Source organism: Edaphobacter sp. (genome assembly GCF_035532915.1).
Lineage (GTDB): Bacteria > Acidobacteriota > Terriglobia > Terriglobales > Acidobacteriaceae > Edaphobacter.
Genome location: NZ_DATKQC010000036.1, coordinates 1 through 20047, shown reverse-complemented (window position 1 = coordinate 20047; position 20047 = coordinate 1). Strand labels below are relative to the sequence as shown.

17 protein-coding genes and 1 tRNA gene are annotated in these 20047 nt (G+C 55.8%); 14 read left to right on the top strand and 4 right to left on the bottom strand.

The features are described 5' to 3' along the window. The coding region (locus VMU57_RS01685) for a hypothetical protein (protein ID WP_325380150.1) at positions 1–182 on the bottom strand (182 nt) is incomplete at its 3' end. Positions 183–196: 14 nt separating this feature from the next. Here VMU57_RS01685 and VMU57_RS01680 point away from each other — a divergent pair. The 4 genes from VMU57_RS01680 (at position 197) to VMU57_RS01665 (ending at position 3650) form a co-directional block, all read left to right on the top strand. Then, positions 197–273: transfer RNA gene (locus VMU57_RS01680), tRNA-Arg, on the top strand. Positions 274–498: 225 nt separating this feature from the next. Next, positions 499–1527, top strand: coding sequence for a site-specific integrase (locus VMU57_RS01675; RefSeq protein WP_325380148.1), 1029 nt, complete (start codon positions 499–501; stop codon positions 1525–1527). A 465-nt stretch (positions 1528–1992) separates the two neighbouring features. Beyond that, positions 1993–2820 (top strand): hypothetical protein, encoded by an 828-nt coding sequence (locus VMU57_RS01670; protein WP_325380146.1) that lies wholly within the window; start codon positions 1993–1995, stop codon positions 2818–2820. Next, on the top strand, positions 2817–3650 hold the full coding sequence (locus VMU57_RS01665) for a nucleotidyl transferase AbiEii/AbiGii toxin family protein (protein ID WP_325380145.1): 834 nt from the start codon (positions 2817–2819) through the stop codon (positions 3648–3650). Before VMU57_RS01670 ends, VMU57_RS01665 begins: the two co-directional genes overlap by 4 nt. Before the next feature lie 180 nt (positions 3651–3830). On the opposite strand, the gene VMU57_RS01660 is transcribed toward VMU57_RS01665, so the two are convergent. After that, entirely contained in the window at positions 3831–5423 is a 1593-nt protein-coding gene (locus VMU57_RS01660) for a ParB/RepB/Spo0J family partition protein (RefSeq protein WP_325380143.1), read from the bottom strand. 81 nt (positions 5424–5504) lie between these two features. Continuing rightward, positions 5505–6434 carry an ArdC family protein gene (locus VMU57_RS01655; protein ID WP_325380141.1) on the bottom strand — a complete coding sequence of 310 codons (930 nt, stop codon included), beginning with the start codon at positions 6432–6434 and terminating at the stop codon, positions 5505–5507. 768 nt (positions 6435–7202) lie between these two features. On the opposite strand from VMU57_RS01655, the gene VMU57_RS22915 reads away from it, so the two are divergent. Together VMU57_RS22915 and VMU57_RS22910 are read left to right on the top strand one after the other, a co-directional pair. Next, positions 7203–7340, top strand: a complete 138-nt coding sequence (locus VMU57_RS22915; RefSeq protein ID WP_414648589.1) for a helix-turn-helix domain-containing protein — start codon at positions 7203–7205, stop codon at positions 7338–7340. Between the two features lie 199 nt (positions 7341–7539). Beyond that, positions 7540–7878, top strand: coding sequence for a helix-turn-helix domain-containing protein (locus VMU57_RS22910; RefSeq protein ID WP_414648588.1), 339 nt, complete (start codon positions 7540–7542; stop codon positions 7876–7878). A 30-nt stretch (positions 7879–7908) separates the two neighbouring features. Here VMU57_RS22910 and VMU57_RS01650 read toward each other — a convergent pair whose 3' ends face one another. Then, the gene (locus VMU57_RS01650; RefSeq protein ID WP_325380139.1) at positions 7909–9939 is read right to left on the bottom strand and encodes a hypothetical protein; all 2031 of its coding nucleotides are present in this window, start codon (positions 9937–9939) and stop codon (positions 7909–7911) included. Positions 9940–10832: 893 nt separating this feature from the next. On the opposite strand from VMU57_RS01650, the gene VMU57_RS01645 reads away from it, so the two are divergent. From VMU57_RS01645 to VMU57_RS01610, 8 genes are all read left to right on the top strand, one after another. Continuing rightward, positions 10833–12860, top strand: coding sequence for a hypothetical protein (locus VMU57_RS01645; protein WP_325380137.1), 2028 nt, complete (start codon positions 10833–10835; stop codon positions 12858–12860). A 107-nt stretch (positions 12861–12967) separates the two neighbouring features. Beyond that, positions 12968–13555: a hypothetical protein gene (locus VMU57_RS01640; RefSeq protein WP_325380135.1), complete on the top strand. Its 588-nt coding sequence runs from the start codon at positions 12968–12970 to the stop codon at positions 13553–13555. A gap of 20 nt (positions 13556–13575) precedes the next feature. After that, a complete protein-coding gene (locus tag VMU57_RS01635; protein ID WP_325380134.1) occupies positions 13576–14160 on the top strand; it encodes a hypothetical protein in 585 nt (194 codons plus the stop codon). 397 nt (positions 14161–14557) lie between these two features. Next, positions 14558–15088, top strand: coding sequence for a hypothetical protein (locus tag VMU57_RS01630; protein WP_325380132.1), 531 nt, complete (start codon positions 14558–14560; stop codon positions 15086–15088). Positions 15089–15206: 118 nt separating this feature from the next. Then, positions 15207–15671: a hypothetical protein gene (locus VMU57_RS01625; protein ID WP_325380130.1), complete on the top strand. Its 465-nt coding sequence runs from the start codon at positions 15207–15209 to the stop codon at positions 15669–15671. Positions 15672–15732: 61 nt separating this feature from the next. Then, positions 15733–15930: a hypothetical protein gene (locus tag VMU57_RS01620; RefSeq protein ID WP_325380128.1), complete on the top strand. Its 198-nt coding sequence runs from the start codon at positions 15733–15735 to the stop codon at positions 15928–15930. Positions 15931–16101: 171 nt separating this feature from the next. Further along, the gene (locus VMU57_RS01615) at positions 16102–17679 is read left to right on the top strand and encodes a hypothetical protein (RefSeq protein ID WP_325380126.1); all 1578 of its coding nucleotides are present in this window, start codon (positions 16102–16104) and stop codon (positions 17677–17679) included. Positions 17680–18463: 784 nt separating this feature from the next. Then, positions 18464–18982: a hypothetical protein gene (locus VMU57_RS01610; protein ID WP_325380124.1), complete on the top strand. Its 519-nt coding sequence runs from the start codon at positions 18464–18466 to the stop codon at positions 18980–18982. Positions 18983–20047 lie beyond the last annotated feature (1065 nt).

The following is a 20047-nucleotide window of genomic DNA, read 5'->3' as shown; positions in this document are numbered from 1 at the left end:
GGCCTGCTCCGGCGTTCGGGGCTCGAGATCGTGGAGGAACTGCCGCTGATTCCGCCGCCACCCGCACCCGAGCCCGCAGCCGAACCGGCAAAGGCATAGCGCACGGCTGCTTCAGCGCCTTTTCGGGGCGCGCCGGCCGATTGCGTGTGCCCGCGATCCTTGATACTCTGATTCAGGTTCATCCTGAACCCCGCGTGCGCCCGTAGCTCAGCTGGATAGAGCGACTGACTACGAATCAGTAGGCCGGGAGTTCGAATCTCTCCGGGCGCACCATTTAAAGCCAATAAAACCAAGAAGTTAGAGGCCGCCTGAGGATCAAGCCCAGATGGCCTTTTTGCTGCTGGTGCATGTTCTGGTGCATGTTTGGCCGGACAACAGGCACCGGAATATCCCCCTCCTCCGTTGGTGCATGTTACGACTGATCGGTATATAGTCTCAGTCATCAGAAACAGGCACCACAAAAAACGTGCACCAAAACATGCACCATGGAGAGGGAGAATGAAAAAGGAAGAGAAGCAAATCAGGGGCATCTTTGAGCGGCCGGCGGGAAGCGGGTGCTGGTGGATCAACTATTATGCCGGTGGCAAGCAGCACCGTGAGAAGGCTGGTCGGAGGGGTGACGCGATTGCCCTTTACCAGAAGCGCAAGGCGGATGCACGCAGAGGGGTCAAGCTGCCGGAATTGGTGCCGGGGAGGGTCGTGACATTCGGGCACCTGTCCGCCATGGCCGTCCACCACGCTGAGACTCACCTCAAGACAATCCACGACTACAAGGCTAAGGACTTGGTGCTCCGGGAGCCGTTCGGGGATCGGCCAGCGGCTGAGATTACGCCGCAAGAGCTTGACAAGTTCCTGACGAAGCACTGCAAGACACCAGCCACGGCCAACCGCTACAGAGCGTACATTTCCCTTGCCTACCGGCTGGGCGCGGAAAACGGGAAGGTGACAGTCAATCCGGCCCGGCTCGTGCGGATGCGGACGGAGAACAATGCTCGTCTACGCTTCCTGAGCCGGGACGAATACAAGAAGCTGCTGGACATCGTCGAGCGTGACAATCCCGACCAAGTACCGGCGTTCGTCGTGTCCGTGTATACCGGGATGCGGTGGGGAGAACAATACTCTCTCACATGGGCGCAAGTAGACCTCAAACGTAAAGTAGTCCGGCTGACAACCACCAAAAACGGATCGGCGAGAAACGTACCGCTAAACTCGGTGACTCTGGACGCGCTGCTAGGCCAACAAGCGGCTGTCCCGCATGAATCGGAGGACATGGTATTCCCGCGTCCCGGACCCAGCTCAGATTGTCGCTGGTGGTTCGCACCTGCCTTGGTGGAGGCGAGGATCGCCGACTACACTTGGCACAACAACCGGCACACATTTTGCTCTTGGCTGGCGATGGCCGGAGTGAGCACGAAGGAGATACAGGTGCTGGCTGGACACAAGACAATCAACATGGCCGCACGCTACGCGCATCTCTCCCCGGAGGCCACGGCGTCAGCCTCAGAGCGGCTCGTGATCGCATTGTAGTGGTTGCCCGACGCAAAGGGTGCCGTGACAGTGAAGAGACAACTCGTAACTGCAAGTAATCAGGGGGCACGGATGGCCCGTTTTAGCACCCTGAGACACCCTTGGTCATCGTTATTGTGTCCTTAACGTGCCCACGTTTTTTTACCTGATTTGACCGCGACCTCTGCCCAAACGAGGCAGAGGTCGTCGGTTTTTCCAACCTCTTCCGCTGGACGGCAGAGGTCTGGAACAGTTTTTCGCCCTCGACCTTTCCGCGACCTTTTCCGCTGAACGGCAGAGGTTTGGCACTTTTGCGTAGATTGCCAAAAGTGTGCCCAGATTGAGTCTGGTTTGTGCCCACGGCCGCTTTCCTTCTCCCATGATCCTATTTCGCGCGCAAAACGTTCCTCGGCAGGAAACAATTCAGAATTGAAGAATCATGCTATTCTATGTCTGACAAGTTCCTTTTTAAGGAACAAATCACGCATGAAGAGTCACGCCGCCAAGACGCTCGGTCCACAGACCTCCGCCCTCTTCGTTGAACTTAACGAGAGAAGCAAAGCCACGTTCAACCTCCGGGACGTGGAAGAGATCACCGGCCTGCGGGGCTCCTCGGCGCGCACGCTCATCCACAAAGCCGAAAAGAGGGGTGTCGTCACTCGTCTGCGCCCCGGCCTGTACAACCTGGTTCCGTTTGAGCTGGGCCGGGCAACGGAATACGTCGGCGATCCCTACGTGATCGCCAGAGAACTATGCGGTGGGCAGGACTACTTCCTTTCTTACGCCTCCGCGTTGGAGTTGCATCGGATGGTCACCCAGCCGCAACTGACCCTCTACGTCAGCTCCACCGTCCGCAAACCGTCGCGGACGATCCACGGCTACGAATACCACTTCGTTGCGGTGAAGCCGGAGCAGTTCTTCGGACTCACGCAGGTCTGGATCACCAAACAGCAGTCCGTCACGGTCAGCGACCGGGAGCGAACCATCGCCGACAGTTTGCGGCATCCGCAGTACGCCGGTGGCGTCCCAGAGGTTGCCAAGGCTCTCTGGATGAGCAGAAGTGAGATCAATATCCCCCGCCTGCTTGAATACACGCAGCGTTTCCAGTCTGGCGCGCTCACCCGACGGGTTGGATACCTCCTGGAACTCTACAAAATGGCTTCGCCGCAGCAACTCGCGCAACTGCGCTCCGCATTCAGTTCAACCTATGACCGGCTCGACCCGACGCTCCCGAAGGTCGGCCCGTATCAGGCGCGCTGGCGTTTGCAGCTTAACATTGAGTCCGAGGAACTTGAGGCGATTCGTCACACATGATCCCTCAGCGCAATCTTTCCCTGTTGGCGAACCGGCTGCATAAAGAACATGCTGGCCGGCGTATCCCCGAATCCGTGTTGGAGCGGGATTACTGTCTGGCATGGTTTCTGGCCGGATTGAGTCAAAGTCAGCTCGGCAAACTTCTCATATTCAAAGGCGGCACCGCGCTCAAACGCTGCTACTTCGGCGACTACCGTTTCTCCGAAGATCTCGATTTCACCCTTGCTCGGCCCGCGGATTTCGCTGAGATCCGCGACGCCCTAGAGGAGGTCTACCAACACGTCGCCCAAGCATCCGGGATTCGTTTCGCCTTTGATCGGGAAGACCGGCAGAGCCATGTCAACAGCCACACTTTTTACCTCAGCTATCAAGGTCCGCTCCCGAATCCGAATACAGTCAAGGTGGACATCACTATCGCGGAGACCGTGCTTTTTCCCGTCGAGCAAAGGGGGATTTTGCGAGCATACGAGGAGTTCAACGACATTCCCGAGGGCCGCGCAGTGGCCGTCTACAGCCTGAACGAAATCGCCACTGAGAAGGTTGTCGCCCTTGGAGACCGGGCACGGAATGAACCCCGCGACCTCTACGATCTCTGGTTTCTCACAGCCCACGCCGGAGTTGAGCTCCAACCGCTGTTGTCCGCAATTGAGGAAAAACTCCGCTTCCGCAACAAAGAGATCGCTGGTCTACAAGATCGAATTGTTGCCAAGGAAGCACGGCTCGAAACTCTATGGAACAGTCGGCTCGGTCATCAGATGGAGACTCTTCCCGAGTTCGACACGGCGTTTCGTGCTGTACGTCGCGAGCTACGTCAAGCAGAGATGCCTTGATGAAAACTCTGATTTGATTGGCGGCCATCTTACGAAAACTCGGAGCGGCCGGTTCATTTTTCAAGCCCGTCGGGTGGGCAAACCATGGCGCTCCGGTCTTGCGGAGCGACCTTCAGGGGGGGAAGACGGGCGCACAAAATGGAGGTCTGCCGAAGCAGACCCCCGAATTGATTCCTGCCTTCAAGCCGTTTTTCTGGCCTTTGGCGGTACTGCTTTTGCTGCCGGCTTAGGCGCCAGCTTGGCCTTCTCCTTCGCTGCGAACTCCTGCTTGACCTTGAGGCTGATCGCATCCACGTCCACCTTGTACGCGGTGGTGGCGTCGCGGAGTACCTGTGCGCCGTTCTGCTTGCTGGCCGCGTGTAGGATGGTGATTTCTACCAGCAAACCACCCAATGCGCTCTCCTCGGCATGGCGCAGGTAGGCTGCAAACAGCTTCCCGATAGAGTCGCTGTCCTTTGCCTTCTTGATGCCGCGCTGACGGGCGACAATCTCTAGACGGCGTTCGTCCAGCAATGTCGCCAGCCGCTCGACCACGAATAGCAGGTCGCGCTTCATCAACCGCACTGGAACCGCTGCGACGATGGCGGCGAGAGTGCGGAGTCCGGTCGCCTGGGCGAGTGCTTCTTCGCGGCGGCGCTTCTGCTCCTCGGCATTCCATTTCGGTTCGTGTGTGCTGGTGTGCTTCTTCGGGTGATGCACCGGGCAATCTGCCTGGGCGCAAACCGTGCGAGTTTCGCCCCTCTCGCTGCCTTCGGAGACAATGGCCTCGGTGGTGTACTTGCACGTCTTGAACTCCGGGCGTGTGGCCTCTTCTTTCGTCTTGGGCTTCTCCTGTCGGACCTCAACATACTTGTTTCGCGGAAGCGTGGTGCTGCCGTCCTTCTGCTGACCATAGCCGGTGCTGATTTGTACCAGTTTCGGTTTCGCTGCGATGGTCTGCCGGATATGCGCGTCCAACTTCGCGGCATAGCATTTCGGGTCTGAGCATGAATCTTTCTGCCCTGTTCCCATGTCTGCGAAGAGCAGCTTGTTATGCCCGGTGCGCTTTGGGCAATCGATGCAAGAACCAGCCTCCGGCTCAAGCTGTGCATCCGTTTTCGAGAATGGCGCGGATGCGAGTTCCAAGAGGATGTTGTGCTCAATCCACTGTTGCAGATGGCGCACGGGTAACAGAGTGCGCTTCGACTTGTTGTTGGTGCCGTACTGCTCCTGATAGCAAGCACTGAGCGCCTCTTCCTGTTGCGCGGGCTGTAGCTTCGCCAGTAACAGCGCGTGTCCGGTGCCGATCTCCTCGCGGTAAAACGCATCGACCACAACCGGCGAAAGCTCGGTCAATTTCAGCCTCGATGCTACGAACGCAGGTGTCTTCCCTGTTCGGGCGGCGATTTGTTCGATAGAGTATTTCGGCTCCTCCAAGTTGAGAAGGGCGCGGAAACCGTTGGCCTCCTCCATCGGATGCACATCGGCGCGAATCAAATTCTCGACTAACTGCGCCTCCAATGCCTCCGCATCGGTAAGGTTGACGATGCGAACGGGGACAGTCTCGGCCTCGGCCATCTGCGCGGCGCGGTAGCGCCGCGCTCCGGCGATAATCTCGAAGCCGCGTTCGTTCAGAGGCCGCACAAGCAAGGGCGAAAGCACTCCCTGAACGCGGATGCTCTCGGCAAGCTCCTTCAGCGCGGAATTCTCGAAGATGCGGCGGGGGTTGGTGGCGGACTCGGTGAGGACGGCAAGGGGAAGGTCGCGGTATTCGGTAGTGGTGTTCGGGTTCATAGTTGCTCTCCTTGAGCGGGTTGGGCGTTCCGGTGGTTGGAGAGTGGACGGCATGAGGCCGTCCACCTCTGAAAGATTGAGTTAGCTGGCTTGCGCCAGTTCCGGCTCTGCTTCTTGCACGGCTTCCGCTGTCGGTGTTTCGAGCGCGGAAAGGATGAGGGCCGAGGTACGCTGGATAACTTCCAAACTCTCGGTCAAGAGGGCCGCGTTGCCGTGGTACAGGTGGATGTAATCCGCCGATGCCCTGCCAGTGTCGAGGCCGATGGTCTTTCCGACTACAAAGGCAATCGCTTCGGCTTCGGTTTCGCGCACTATCTTCGTGGTTGCGGTGCGACGGTCGGCCTTGTGCAGCATTTCGTGAGAGAGTTCATGCACGAGGGTTGAAAACTCTTCGGCGGTGGACTGGCCGGGAAGCAAGACGATCTTTCCGCCGTAGCTGGCTCCCAACGCGGGTGCAATAGACTCCTTGAACTCAAGCTGAATGCCTTGCGCCATCACGAAATCAATGAGCCGCTCCCGCCGTTCGCCTACATCGCCGCTTACCTTGGTTGAAAGTTCGGGAAGATCTTCGCCGTCGGTCTGGCTCACATCAAAGACATAGGCTGAACGAAATCCAACCAACACACCATGATTCTGTGTGCGTATGTCCTTCTCGGCCTCTTCATCCTTCTTGCGCTTGATGCCGATAACCGGGGCAAGAATGCGGATACCGTGCTCTCCCTTCTTGACTCTCCGTTTAAGCTGGTTCCACGCATACAGGCCAGCAACACGGGTTGCATCCGGCTTCTGCCGCGCAATCTCCAAGATGTTGCCAAAGCTGTAATTGTGAAATCTGCCCATCGCGGTTAGATAGGCGGTAAGCCCTTCCGAGTGTCCCTGCTCCAACTGCTCGATCAGGGCTTGCACGTTCGCCGCGATTACTTCTTTCGCGGTCTGCTTCTGCTGTGGCTGGTGTGAGTTATCAGTTGACGGGTTGACAGTATTTGCGGTGGTGATAGCTGCGCTGCTCATGGGTGTTACTCCTTGTCTTTGCTCTTAAATGGTTTTGCTGTTGTTGTTCACACAACAACGCCTTGGCCCAGGCCCACGCCTGCGGGGGTAGCAACTGCAAGGGGAGGGGAATCTCCCAGGGCTTGCAACGGAGCGCAGCGGGAGTGGAAAGCTCCTTGGTCTGCACAAACGCAGCGCAGCGCAGTGCGGAAGACTGGGGAAACCCCTTGCGGGCGCGAGCGGGCAGAGCCCCTTAGAAAGGGCTTTTGATGTTGCTGTTCGACAAGGGCAGCTATTGCCGTTGGCGGGAAGGCATGGGGCCGAGCATTCGATACACGGGTTCCTCGGTTCGGGGGACACTTTTGGTGGCGGGGTTCGCTGCCTCAGCTTGGACGCTGGTTGAAGGGAAGATCGGGGCGAACACGGCGGCGCGAACGCAGATCATTCAAGGCCAATTGCAAGATCGCCTATACGGGAAGCGCCAGCGGGACGGCAACGCTGGCCTCCATATAGCTTGCGAGGTAGAGCCAAGAAGCGGCGGAATCCAGGGAATCGCGGGCTCAGAGCACCACCACTGTCACAACGACTTGGATGGGGCGAACTCGGCTATCACGGGCAAGAAAATATTCTTAGGTGTAGATTTCTTAACGATATAGACTATATGCTATTTACTCGTCAGGCTGAAACCGAAAGCATCGGTGAGTGGACGTTCCAATCACCGATCCCAGGAAGCCCCTGGGACAGACAATCCGTAACCGGCGGGAAGCGCTGGGCTTAACGCAGTAACAACTGGCGGAGAGGGCTGGACTTCATTGGACGTTCATCTCCGGCGTGGAGCGGGGGGTACGGAACATCAGCATCGTGAAGCTGCACCGTATCGCAGTTTCGCTCGGAGTCCGGCTGCGGGATTTAGTTGACAACTGCTGAGTTCGCACACCATTTCAGTTTCTCTCCCTCGCAAATTCGCCGGCGTTCCACAACTCCTCCAAGAGCCGGCTTTTAAGCAACCCATCCACGCACTCGCGACCAAACTGGCACAGGTTTAGGGAAGCGGTTCATTGCCAGAATTCGTTCGCTGCGCTTCCGCAAGTATTATAAGCGGCGCATAATATACTTGCGGACGAGCATGGGAGTTGTGACTGCCCATGCTCGTCCCCAAACGAAACTCGATCCGGCGTCAGCCTTTGGGCAGCTACTCCGGCGTCATCGGCGTGAACGCAAATGGAGCCAGGAGACTTTGGCGGCGAGATCCGGTTACGAGCGCGCCTTTATCAGCCTTTTGGAGTTGGGTAAAACGAATCCATCGTTGCGCAGTATATTTGACATTTGTTCTGCGCTTGGCATCAGGCCAGCACAATTCCTACGCCAGGTAGAGAAGCTGTCGAATTTTGAGCTTCCGAACGAATCTGAGGGCCACCCACCGGATCACGTCTCTAGCAAAGTTAGCGTGCCAAAACATTTGTAAATTTGGATGAAGTAGAAGACCCGTGACCTCTCACATTTCCTGGTAATGCAGTGCGTAGACCTCTGTCTGATCCAACCAGCGCATGAAGATAATCGATCCATCGGGGGCCATGCCGAACCAGGTGTCAACTCGCCCGGCCAGCCTGTTGAACGCTGACAAATCAACGGCAGAGTCTACTTTTCCGTCGTTAAGCGACATGCGGAGGATTTCTGGCTTATCTCCAATGGGCCGGCTGGCGTAGACATATCGCGAATCCGCAGACCAGTTAAGATCGTTACCGTTCACGTCATCTGCCAACTTTCGCCATCGCTCCGTCCGGAGATCAAACAGGTAGACCTGACGTCGTTCGGGGTAGAGGGCGGCGACGTAACGGCCGTCCGGAGACCATCGAGCGGTACCCATCCCTCCCGATCCAGGCAATGTGCTCACTTGGCCGGTGGAGAGATCGATCTTATGAATGGCGCAGGTTCCGACCTCCTGGCATTTCACATTCCCATAAATCAGCCATCGGCCGTCTGGAGACCATGTCGGGGCACCCTGGTTGTCTGTTCCCCCCGAAGCTTCTTTGGGGTCTCCGCCCGCCGCCGGAACAAGGAAGATTCGCCAGGGTCTGTTTGGGAGTTTTGCCATTACTGCGATCCAATGGCCGTCAGGCGACCAACGAGGTAGCTCCATCTCTGTCGCCCGAAAATTAACCTGGCGTTTCTGGTTCCCATCCGCATTGCTGATCCAAAGCGACTTGCCTTGCGATCCCACGTAGGCAATCCACCGCCCGTCTCTTGAAAAATTCACGTCTTTTGCCGCAATGCCTGGGAGAAGCGGTGAGAAGTCCCGCGTTGCCGGGTTGAACCGCAGAAGTTCGGTCCCTCCGGTTGCGCCGCTGAGAACGAACAGAGTCCGTGTGGTTCGATCGAGTGCAAGTGCAAATATATTGGCCAATTGATCGCGGAATTCGACTGGAGTGAAGCGGGATCCCGATAGGTTCCACGACTTGTCGAGAAACGAAATTCTGGAGTCTGAATACCTGCCCGCCGATACAAATGCACGGCCCGCGAGATCGAACATTGCGAGCGACTGGCAGCATTCATTCAAGCCGATCTGAACGGGGATCGGCAATGCCCTTTGCGAACCAGCCTCTCCCCCAAGGGACAATCTCCAGAGAGAAGTTTTACCGTGATCTACATCTCGCAATTCGAACAGAAGCCGCTTGCCGTCAAGGGACCAGTTGAGAAGCTCCGGCACGCCAGTGACGGTTAGAACCCTCTCAACACTGACCCCTTGGTCAGAAGCGAGATAGATGCCGTTACCGGTTGCATACGCGATTCTTTTCCCATCCGGTGACCATGCCGCGGAATGGCAGGATATCTTCCCTGCACGGCGAGGTTCCCCGCCTTCGGTCGGGACAATCCACAGAGTGCGCTCCTCTTCTTCCCCTTCGCGATCAAGAACCAGCAATTGCGTTCCGTCCGGCGAGATGCTCTCTGGAATCGCGCTGACAAAAGGAGTCGGAATTGCGCGGATCGTACCGCCTTCGACGGGTACTTCCGAAAGAACGACTCTCCCGTCTCTTCTCTCGCCGAAATAGATGTCCTTTCCGTCGGTCACGAGCCCGTATTTCGGGGCACTGTCACTGGTCAGTTGAGCAATTCCGGTAAACTCGATCCGTAGCGGCGCTTTAACTGAATGTATGGCGAATCCGCCGACGGCTAAGAACACCACAACTGCCGTCGTCCAGCCTATTGTCCGGGCGTTCTCATGGAGCCAGATTCGGCTGGGCAGAAGGTGGGCGTGTGAAGTAGTTTCTAGCGACTCCGGTGGCGCCTGTTCGACTATGGCCGAAAGACGGTGTCCGTTGCCCCCATGGCAGCCGCCGCTTTCCAGCCACTCGTCGATTTCGTGCCGCCAGGCGAAGACGGCCTGCCGCTGGCCTCCGGGAACACGATGGATGGGCAGCCCATTCAGCTTCTCCCATCGAATCGCGGTGGTGACATCCTTGCCGAGATAGCCGGCAATGTCCTTCCACCCATCGATGCGCTCGACTGCGGTCGATACCTTCGGCATATTCGTCCCTGCCCGAGGCTCAGTTGTGGGGAAGATTCGGAGCCCTGGCGGGCGGCTTCCGCCGCCATACCATCAAAAACCAACTAATGCCTATTATTGCCTATTGCAAATCATAGCGGTTTGGCGTCCGATGAGCAAGTAAACACCACATTTCCGACTTGGGCGGGCGTGTGCCCGCGACAAGGGGCTCGCTCGGGCGAGCCGTCCGTGGCCGGAATACATGATAGGGGGCCGGGCCAGTGACTCACAGACTAAGAGCATCCAGGAGAACAGGGTCTTCCCATCGGACATCGAGTTTAGCCCTGCGCTCCCGCGTATTCGTGGCTTTGGTTTGCTGTATGCTCTCCGGTTGCGGAGGAGGAGGCACCGGCGGAGGCAGCTCTTCGCCCACAATCACCTCGGTAACGGCCTCATGCGCCCAGACCAGCGTCCCAATTGGCCAGACAAGCCAGTGTTCAGCTACGGTGTCGGGAACCAGCAGCTACAGTTCGGCCGTAACTTGGTCCGCTGTATCGGGTACTGTCTCAAGCTCTGGGCTATACACGGCGCCTGCCACCGTCCCGGCCTCCGGATCGGACACTGTCAAAGCCACTTCGACTCAGGACTCCACAAAATCCGGAACAGTAACTATCACTGTGACGCCGCCACCGACGATCACCTCTGTGGCGGTTTCCTGCAGCCCAACAACTGTAACCGAGGGCACAACAAGCCAATGTACTGCAACCGTTCAAGGGACAAACAGCTTTGACCCGACGGTAGCTTGGACGGCCAGCCTCGGGACAATTGCGTCTACCGCAAAGGACACCGCCACATATACGGCACCTTCGAGTACAACTGGTTCGGCCACAGTGACGGCCACTTCTTCAGAAGATGCAACCAAATCTGGAACCCTGATGCTGAATGTCACGCGCACGCCGCCGTCAGGTTCATGGCAGGAATCCGGCCCAACAGGGGGAGGCAGCATCACGGTGCTTGCCGAGAATCCAAGCTCACCGAACACCATCTATGCGGGCGGTTTCAACCAAGGTGCCAGCGGGCTTTGGAAAAGCGTAGATACGGGTTCGACATGGACGGCAATGATTACAAACTCGGCCTTGGACATCTCCCAGATTTCAGATTTCGCTGTGGTAAATGGGGGACAGGTGTTCTATGCGGCGGGTAAGAATAACACCGGGTTCTATATCTCACTCGACGGAGGCACGACCTGGACCACATCACAGGCAGCGACATCTGGAGCCGTGGGCGGTATGGCCATCGATCCTCAGAATTACGCTACTATCTATCTGAGCGTGGCTGGTGTCGGGGTTGTCAAATCTATCGATAGCGGGACAACCTGGACATTGCTCAGCTCTTCCCCCGTGATTACTGCTGGCTCTGCAACCGCAGTTCTCCACAATCCAATTGAAGTGGACCCGACGAACACGTCCACCGTCTATTACGGAACAGACCACGGGCTCTATATCACAACAGATGGCGGCTCGACGTGGACGTCCAGTTCAAATGGCATCGCAAGCGGTGACGTGGGGATTCGGGATGTTGCCGTGGATCAAGCGGCTCCGTCCAACATCTTTCTCCTCGCCGGCATCTCCGGTTCAACCGTTGTCGACCTTTATGAAAGTACAAACGCTGGAAGCTCATGGACACCGCTTGCTACCGGACTGGATGCGGAGCGGGTTGTTCCCGACCCGAATAACGCCAGCGTCATTTATCTATATGGGCTTCAGTTCCATGCCGCGTACAAATCAACCGATGGGGGTCACAGCTTCGCGGCGAGCGATGCCGGAACACCAACCGCAGGTTCCTCAGGAGGTTCTTCGGGTTCGCTAAGTCTGACTGGTCCAACGGGCACCATGATCCCGCTTGCAGCCAGCCCAGGCTCTTTTCTTATGGCTCTCGGAGGAGCTGGTATTTATAAAACGGTGAATGCTGCTCAATCTTGGTCATATTCGGGCGAGGGAACCTCCGAATGGAATGGTATCACTCTGGCGGTCGACCCGGAAACACCGACAACTATGTATTTTGGTGCCCTAAATGGAGGGGGCATTTTCAAGAGCACGGATAACGGGGTCACATGGGCTAACCTGAGAAACGGCGACAGCGTCACGGATATTGCGGTCGATCCCTTTGATTCGACCGACGTACTGGCCGCCACACTGGAAGAAGGTTTGATTGCGAGCCATGATGGGGGCAATACTTGGAAAGATGTCAGCTCATCGCTTCCCCCGCCACCAACTGGGTTTGCGATTATAACCGGTATCAACTTTCACCCCAAGCAGCAAGGCCTCATCTTCGTCGCAACGGTAGCCGGGGGAATCGGATTACTGCGGTCAACTGACGGTGGATCGACCTATTCGGAAGTGAATACCGGCTTAACATCAACCGACGTTGGTGGTTGCATTGCCGTAAATCCCGCGAATCCACACACGCTTCTTATCGCCGATGGGGTGGGAATTGCGATTTCTGAGGATGATGGAAGCACGTGGTCGGAAACAAAATCAACTATCACCTGTCCGTTTTCTGTCGATACGAAATCGAACCCGCCCACAATTTATGCGGTTGAACAAACCAGTGCATATTCAGCCAGTGGCGCAAAATCGACAGACTTTGGAAAGACATGGACGACCCTCACTGTCGGCCCGAACCTTGTTGCAGACCCAAGTACTGCGAATAGCGTGTTTGCCGTATCTAGCGAGAACTATGTCTTAGGACCGAATATTGGTGCGTGGTCGCCGGATGCTGGCGTTACCTGGTATTCGCTCCTGACGAGTGGTTTGGGATGGACTCTTATTGATCCCGGCGGGTATGCATGGGATGGCCTAGCAGCAAGTGGAACAGGGCTGGTTATCGCGCCGACCAGCCCCCAGGTCTTGTTTGTTGCAAGCTGGTCAAACGGCTTACTTAGGTTTGTCGTGGGGCCATGATCATGATAGGCGCGCTTCTGCCAGAGAGGGATCAGCATTTCAATGTGTGCCAGTGGACGCTCGCGGACGGAAGTCTTGCGATGAATCAAGTGTGAAGGAGTGAGTTCATGCGTTGTGCAGGACACTTAGACGGGACGGGCACGGCAGCCTGTGGCGGGTGCGGCTCTCCAGGTTGCGAAGCGTGCTTTGAGCAGGTCGGCGGAGCTTTCTACTGCACCGATTGTCTGCTCAAAAGGCTGCAAAAGGTCGAAACAGAAACGACAGAGGCGGACCTCGCCACCGAAACACGCAATCTTCGGGAAGAGGCAAAGCGGCGAATCCGGCGAAATTGGATTCTCACCGCCGCGTTTTCCGTGCTCGGGGTTCCGGCGATGATCGGCCTATTCGCGGGCGATCCGAGCGTCCCACCTGCGGTGAAGGCCTTTGCTGTGCCGATCTCCGGCATAGCCGCGGTCTATCTTATCTGGGCCTCGCTTTGGGGCATACCGGCTGCATGGAGGTGGTGGAAGGGATTGTTCGAGAATTCCTCGGCTCTGGTGTTTACTTCGGGGCTTGGATGGATCATTCTGGCCGTCAGTTTTTTCATAATCCCCCTTGAGTTCGGCTATGCCTACGGGGTGTTCGGAGGAGCCATCTACGAATACCGCAAAACGAAGCGCATCGCAGGGGAAGAATCCCTGCCGCAAACCATTTGAATGGGAAGAAGGAGCGTCCAATGAAGTGCTTTTACCACACAGACCAAGATGCGGCGGGAATGTGTTCCCAATGCGGAAAAGCAGCTTGCCATGACTGTCTGAAGGAAGTCGGCAGCAGCATTGTCTGCAAAGGCTGCATCGCGCAGCATCTGAGAGAAGTCGAGACTGAAAAGCACGAGGTGCAGGCGGACCGTGAGGCGGCAATAGCAAAAGCCAAGAAGCGGATTAAGACTTCGAAGATTGTTTTCACCGTCTTATTTGTCTGCGGAATCGTCGAAACGGTTGTTATGCTCGTCGGATCCGCCGGTAAGCCCGGATTCGGTGCCTCTGAGCTTGTTGAGATGCTCGTGGGAGGACTCATTGCTGCGCTGATACTCGGCTACTATGCATGGTCCTTCTATTGGGGTATTCCGGCAGTATGGACAGGTCTGAGAAAGGCGCTGTCCAAAACCGGGTGCTTCGTAATTCTAAATCCAATCACTTGGCTGATCATGCTCGGCGTCTTTCTCATGGTGCTCATGATCTTTGGGGAGTTCTACTGCATATTTGGCGGAGGGTGGAGTCAATACCGGAAGAGGGTTCGACTCATCCACAGCGAGTCGTAGATGCGGCGTGGAGATCACCCTGGCCGTTATCACCACGAAGTGACCACGCTGCCATGGGCATGGTGAGATCGATTGCCCGCGCTGCAGCGGTATGCACCTAAAGGAGATGAATGAATGTCCAGAAGAACGTGCGATGTGTGCGGAAAAGAACACGACGTAAGCGGCGGCAAGACTTGTGAGAAGGGTCACTTCATCTGCAAGCACTGTGTTTATAGCGGAGTGATCTTCATTTCCGAGAGAGCACACTGCCCAATCTGCAAAAGACCGCTGCGCTGAAGTTCAGCCTCGGCATCGTCGTCAATGCGCATAGAGCTTGGACAGCCGGCAGAGGTTTTCTCACCTTCTGGCTCCAGTAGGCAAACAATTCAAGCAGCAGTGACATAAGGAAGGAAAGGCTATGGCTGCAACGGCGTTTGTAATCAAATCCTGGTCCGCATCAAGCAATCCTGACGCGGACCAGAACTACGTCAACATCTCGGGAAGGGCGGGAGGGCTAGTCGCCTGGCTGCTGAATGCGCTAGGTATCAGTCCGACCGTCCGGCTCATCGTGAGCGGCGAGAAGATCATCTTCCAAAAGGGTTCGCTCGAAGGCACGCTCAATTTTCTGACCCCACTGGAAAACACGTGCTCGATGTTCTACGCGTTCAAGCGCCCACTCAAGGAAGCGATTGTCCTCGGCATCGTTCTCGGTCTTGCCACGTTCTTCACTTTCGGCATTCTGGGAATCGCAATCGCGATCCTGTATTACGTGCTCAACAAGACGCTGACCATCGGCTTTACCGATATGGGCGGCAGGATGAGCGAAATTCCGTTCAAGCGATCCGTGATTGAAGGCCAGGTGATCGACGAGGCGGAGGCAGCTCGGGTCTGCGACATTGTGCAGCGCCTTGTCGATGCCCGCCGCGAATGCACGCTGGCCAGGGTGTAACCGCACTAAGAGGAACGACATTTGACCTCGTTAGTTCGGAATTTGCCGGGAAGTAGCTCCGAGAGATCAAATCGGCGGTTGATCAACCAGATTCATCAGATAAAGAGGGAGATCGTGTATGACATGCAGAAATGCCGTAAGCATAATGGCGCTTGGTTCTCTCCTGCTGTGTATCCTCGGATGCAAAGCGGCACCGGGGCCGCAGCAAATTGGAGTGTTTGCCTCAACGAGTCACGGGTTATTGGAACTGACAGCCTATGGCAAAGATGATGAAGCCGAAGATGTTTACAGTTTTCGCAATCTCTCAGTAATTCCAAAAACCTCAAGAGTTGAGGAGTTCTATGTAAACATGCCAGGCTCAATAATCACTGAGACAAAAATATTCTGGCTGGCGTCGCTGGGCAAGAACTTTGACGAGCACAACCAGATTCCCCTAGATGCCAACATCGAAGCGGGAAAGGGCAGTCTGTACCGAATCAACGTGCAGGGGTTGAAAGCCAAAAAAGGGGGATTTGTCCTACTCATACTCCCAATGCCATTGGGTGTATCTGATAGGGCGTACGTACTCCAAATACCGGCATGACGGATTGGTAGATGCTGCGCTACTCAGCGTGGACTTCTATTGAGAGGCAGGATGCAGAATAGTGGCCAACAAAAGGAGACTCTTTAGTAAAACGCTGACGGTCGGCTTTACAGACATCGGAGGCAGAGTCAGTGAGATCCCATTCAAACGATCCGTCTTCGACGGTCAGGTGATCGACGAGGCGGAGGCAGCTCGGGTTTGTGACATTGTGCAGCGCCTTGTCGATGCCCGCCGTGAATGCGCGCTGGCCGGAGTCTAATCGGACCAAGGAGAACAATCTATGGCAACGCTGTTCGCTCACAATTCCACGAAATGGGCACGAAGATCACACAGACCGTCATCGCTACAAAATACCCGCAACGCGGCGACAACGGTAGCGCATAGAAGTTGCACATCAGGCGTACTGAAACCGCGGTTGTGGGGGCGAGAGATGCGCTTAAGAACAATTTCCGTACTGTTTTTGTTCATAGCGGTTGCGGCCGGGTTTGCTCAGTCGAGTAAACCCCTAACAAACGACGACGTCATCAAGATGGAGAAACTTGGCTTCGCTGATCAGACGATCATTGGCGCGATAAAGGTGAATGGCGCCAACTTCGACACCTCGATACAGGGACTGATAGCTCTGAAGACCGCGGGAGTAAGTCAGCCCGTTATTGATGCCATGCTCTCTGCGGAGCAACTTAGACAAACCTCCGTACAGCCATCCAAACAGCCGGTTAGACCGACTGCAGCCGCAGCCTCGCAGTCTGGCGTTTCCGCAACTTCACTCCTCCAACAAGCGAGCGACTTTGAGCGGCAGGCAAACGCGGCTGCTGTAAAAGCACAAGCCTTCGAGCAAAAAGCCCAAAGTTCAACATCGGGGCCGCTTGCAGGAATATTCGCAACAAAGTATTCAATTCAGGCGAAATTATGGAGGGACAAGGAAATCGACTACCACCGGCAAGCCCAGCAGCTTCGGGCCCAGGTGACCGCAACAGGGAGTGCTCCCCAGGGCGATCATTCAGGTGGCATATCGCAGTCACGCCCGACTCCGGCTGACGCTGACACAAATCAAGCGAACGGCACGAACAGGACAGAACCGCCGACGGATGCGAATGCGCCGATCTGCGACAGTATAGCAAATTGCCAGCAATCGGGAGATGCATTGCTGACCCAAGGCCGCAACCTAGAATCGTTTGCCTCTTGGGACAAGATAATGCAACTGGGAGGAGCAGTGTTGTTCAATGCTTGCTCCGATCATCTTGTCGGGTGCGATCGAGCAGTGTTGAGACTCTCCACCGTGGCGGTCTCGTTGCAAAGACAAGATAGCGGTGCGATGGTCTTCAGTGCTCCGCCTTCCCAGGTATCCACATTTCGCGCGCAACAGCGTGCAGGAGCCTCGGGACCTTCCCTTGGAATTCGGATAGCGGGCGAAAGTTACAGCCTGGAATTCTTCTCGCTCTCGGGGCAATGCGATGTCCATCCATTCATCCAATGTCCATCGGCCATTGCGGGCGGACAGCAAACGATTGCCTTTTATGTCGCGGACAGGCTACGCCAGCTGACACGCGGTGCGCAGCCCCACAATCTCGCGGTAGCGAGTCCCCGGCCCAGCGGCCTTAATGGGACCGACCAACTCGCCGCCAAGAGAGATACCGTCGTGATAGAAGGCGACAATGGGCTGATTCAGGTTGCAGATTTCTACGAGTATTCCAAAGGAACTGACGACTACGGCGGGATCATTCTGGAAAAGACATCTAAGTACGTCATCAGCTATAACAAGCAGGCACGTTGCACGTATGCTAGCCAACACGACGGTTGCTTTAGCATTGACCTTGTAAATGACTGGGGAAAAGCGGATCAGCTTCGGGCGGAAAGATCCTTGGCGACTATGCTCGCCGTTTCAACTCGGTCAGTTTTTTGCAAACTACCTATATCAGTGAGTTTTGTTGAGGATGCTGTAACTGGCGTCAAGGCGGGATTTCCACCAAGCGTTTGTCCTGGCGGATTCAACAGTCACGGGAAGTGAAAAGCAATAAAGTCTAACCAAGGGCTTCGCCCTTGAAATCCCCCGGATTACGGGACATTCTTAACATGTTAAGACCAACTCGCATTTGTTGAAGTAGTTTTGTTTACGATTTGTAGCGTAAGAATCTAACAATAGCGGGAAAGCGACGCAGATGAAAGGAGCAATATTCGCGGTTCACACTTCTGCTCTTAGCTTTAGGCTTACGCGACCGGCTGTGGACCATTTATGCCCTCAGACTTCCAGGTGCAGATAGTCGTGGGGCGAAACGCAAATCGCAAAAGATACTCTGCGCGGAGGCAAAGTGATAGCGGAATACTTGGTTTGCGCTGGCGAAACCACGATAAAACTGCAAGAGGCAGTTAACGACGCGATTCGCAGAGGCTGGCAGCCTTTCGGCGGCATCTCAGGTTCGGCATACCTCGGCTGGTACAACGAATGGTCCCTTGAGCCGGTTGGCAGTTTTGTGGACAAGGAAGTCCAATTGTTCTGCCAAGCGATGGTCAAGGAAACCGCGGGTATGACGCCCACGACTCCTGAATCAGCTATTCGGATATCTGATCCCTCTGAACAAGTAGTTCACGGATCTGAGACTTCCGGGCCAACGGTTACTACTCTGGGCGACCTAATCAATCGGAAACGCAATGGCGGTCGCTGAGGCAAAGACAGCAAAAGGGCAGCGGGAGCTGGCAAACGACAAAGAGTTCGCTCAATGTCCTACCGGAATGATGCATGGTCTTCTGGGACTACGGAAGGAAATTAACATTCTGAAAAGGAGGAGACACACGTGAAGAACTTCAAGGGGATTGCAGTTGTCCTGCTGGTGGCATCGGCGTTAGTTGCCTGTCACTCGAAGACGTACTTTTCACGCTCAAAGGCGAAGGACCTCATTGAGGCGTCAAAGCAGTTCACGAGCCGAGGTGAGGATATCCAGCTGACCGACGCCGAAGTAAATACTGGAATGACTGAGGGCTACTGGATAGTGGGTCAATCTCAAATATTTGGCGCAGGACAATCCATAGGGCTGACCCCTAAGGGTAGGCAGATCTTTACGGCGTTCTTTGCAAACCAGCCAGGCGGAGCTAAGGTTACCGAGTTATGGATGGCATTGAAGCCCGTCGTCACCGAGGTGACTGGTATAGCAGATATCAGCCAAGGTGAAAAATCTGTGACCTTCGAATGGAGCATTGATGCAAGCAAGCTTCCGCCTGAGATTCGACCAATAATCAAAAACCACCCGTCGAGGACCAGCAGTGCATACTTTCGCCTTTATGATGACGGTTGGCGCTTGGAGGGGCTAATGTAATCCACTATTGAGATTGAGGGTCATAAGACGCCAGACGAGACAAGCCGGAGCCGGTGTCACGCATGAGTTTGATTATGTGCCACTCGGCTTTGGTATGGCGCGACGGCGGCCCCATCGGAAACGATAGCAATTTGTACCCAGTCCGCTTTTCGGACTTCGCAAAATGCCTACGGCCAATACCAAGCCATCATCAACCTCATCGGCCACGTCCGCAGATAAAGGAGCAATTAGTCATGAACACTACCCTGCGCGTTGAACTTCTAGGGGTCATAGCAGCGTGTGCGTGCATCGCCGGCTGCGGTGGAGGAGGCACGGGGAGCAGCGGAAGCGGCCCCACAAATCCCGCTCCCCCAGCCAGTAGTGTCGCCATTACGCTGGCTTGTCCTCCACAGATTCAAATAGGCGTAACCTCTCCATCAACCTACGTTTGTACGGCAAAGGTGTCAGGCACATCTAATACGGCCTACTCGCTTGTGCTCACCGGGTCGGGAGATAGTAATCGCGCTACACTCGACGCGAATACTGGGGTGCTAACGCCTTCGAATACCAACACGGGAAGCGTAACAGTAACCGCGACGGCAACGGCAGATTCTACGAAGACCGCAACTGCCACAGTGAAGGTAGTGGATTGGATTTTGACACAGAGCCAGTCTATAGGAGTAGCCATAGTAAACGGCGACGGCACGGGCTATACCACGATACTGCGAAACGCGTACACAGGAACCAATAATATCTGTGACCAGGTTGCGTGGAGGCCTGATCACTTGGCTTTTCTCTGCAATGAGGGAGGTCCATACGGGGATGGCTATGTAATTGACATTTACCAAACCGATGGGACCGCCGCAGGCACGACGAAGGTCAGCAGTATCGGCTCGCCTCCTGTTTCCGGAGGGACCGTCGTGTGTACCGGAGGACCATGCTTATTTGATTCGGCAAACGATGCTCGTTTCTCGCCCGACGGCCAGACGATTGTCACCATGGCGGTGGCACCTGGAGGCAGCGGCGGATTTGGGGGCGCCGTCTTCGGGGTGTGGACCGTCGATGCGAGCGGGAAGAATGCGCCGG

What these genes read in the sequence shown, in the direction of transcription:
- VMU57_RS01675 (WP_325380148.1), top strand. Translation starts at nt 499, where the DNA reads ATGAAAAAGGAAGAGAAGCAAATCAGGGGCATCTTTGAGCGGCCGGCG.
- VMU57_RS01670 (WP_325380146.1), top strand. Translation starts at nt 1,993, where the DNA reads ATGAAGAGTCACGCCGCCAAGACGCTCGGTCCACAGACCTCCGCCCTC.
- VMU57_RS01665 (WP_325380145.1), top strand. Translation starts at nt 2,817, where the DNA reads ATGATCCCTCAGCGCAATCTTTCCCTGTTGGCGAACCGGCTGCATAAA.
- VMU57_RS01660 (WP_325380143.1), bottom strand. Translation starts at nt 5,423, where the DNA reads ATGAACCCGAACACCACTACCGAATACCGCGACCTTCCCCTTGCCGTC.
- VMU57_RS01655 (WP_325380141.1), bottom strand. Translation starts at nt 6,434, where the DNA reads ATGAGCAGCGCAGCTATCACCACCGCAAATACTGTCAACCCGTCAACT.
- VMU57_RS22910 (WP_414648588.1), top strand. Translation starts at nt 7,540, where the DNA reads ATGGGAGTTGTGACTGCCCATGCTCGTCCCCAAACGAAACTCGATCCG.
- VMU57_RS01650 (WP_325380139.1), bottom strand. Translation starts at nt 9,939, where the DNA reads ATGCCGAAGGTATCGACCGCAGTCGAGCGCATCGATGGGTGGAAGGAC.
- VMU57_RS01645 (WP_325380137.1), top strand. Translation starts at nt 10,833, where the DNA reads ATGCTGAATGTCACGCGCACGCCGCCGTCAGGTTCATGGCAGGAATCC.
- VMU57_RS01640 (WP_325380135.1), top strand. Translation starts at nt 12,968, where the DNA reads ATGCGTTGTGCAGGACACTTAGACGGGACGGGCACGGCAGCCTGTGGC.
- VMU57_RS01635 (WP_325380134.1), top strand. Translation starts at nt 13,576, where the DNA reads ATGAAGTGCTTTTACCACACAGACCAAGATGCGGCGGGAATGTGTTCC.
- VMU57_RS01630 (WP_325380132.1), top strand. Translation starts at nt 14,558, where the DNA reads ATGGCTGCAACGGCGTTTGTAATCAAATCCTGGTCCGCATCAAGCAAT.
- VMU57_RS01625 (WP_325380130.1), top strand. Translation starts at nt 15,207, where the DNA reads ATGACATGCAGAAATGCCGTAAGCATAATGGCGCTTGGTTCTCTCCTG.
- VMU57_RS01615 (WP_325380126.1), top strand. Translation starts at nt 16,102, where the DNA reads ATGCGCTTAAGAACAATTTCCGTACTGTTTTTGTTCATAGCGGTTGCG.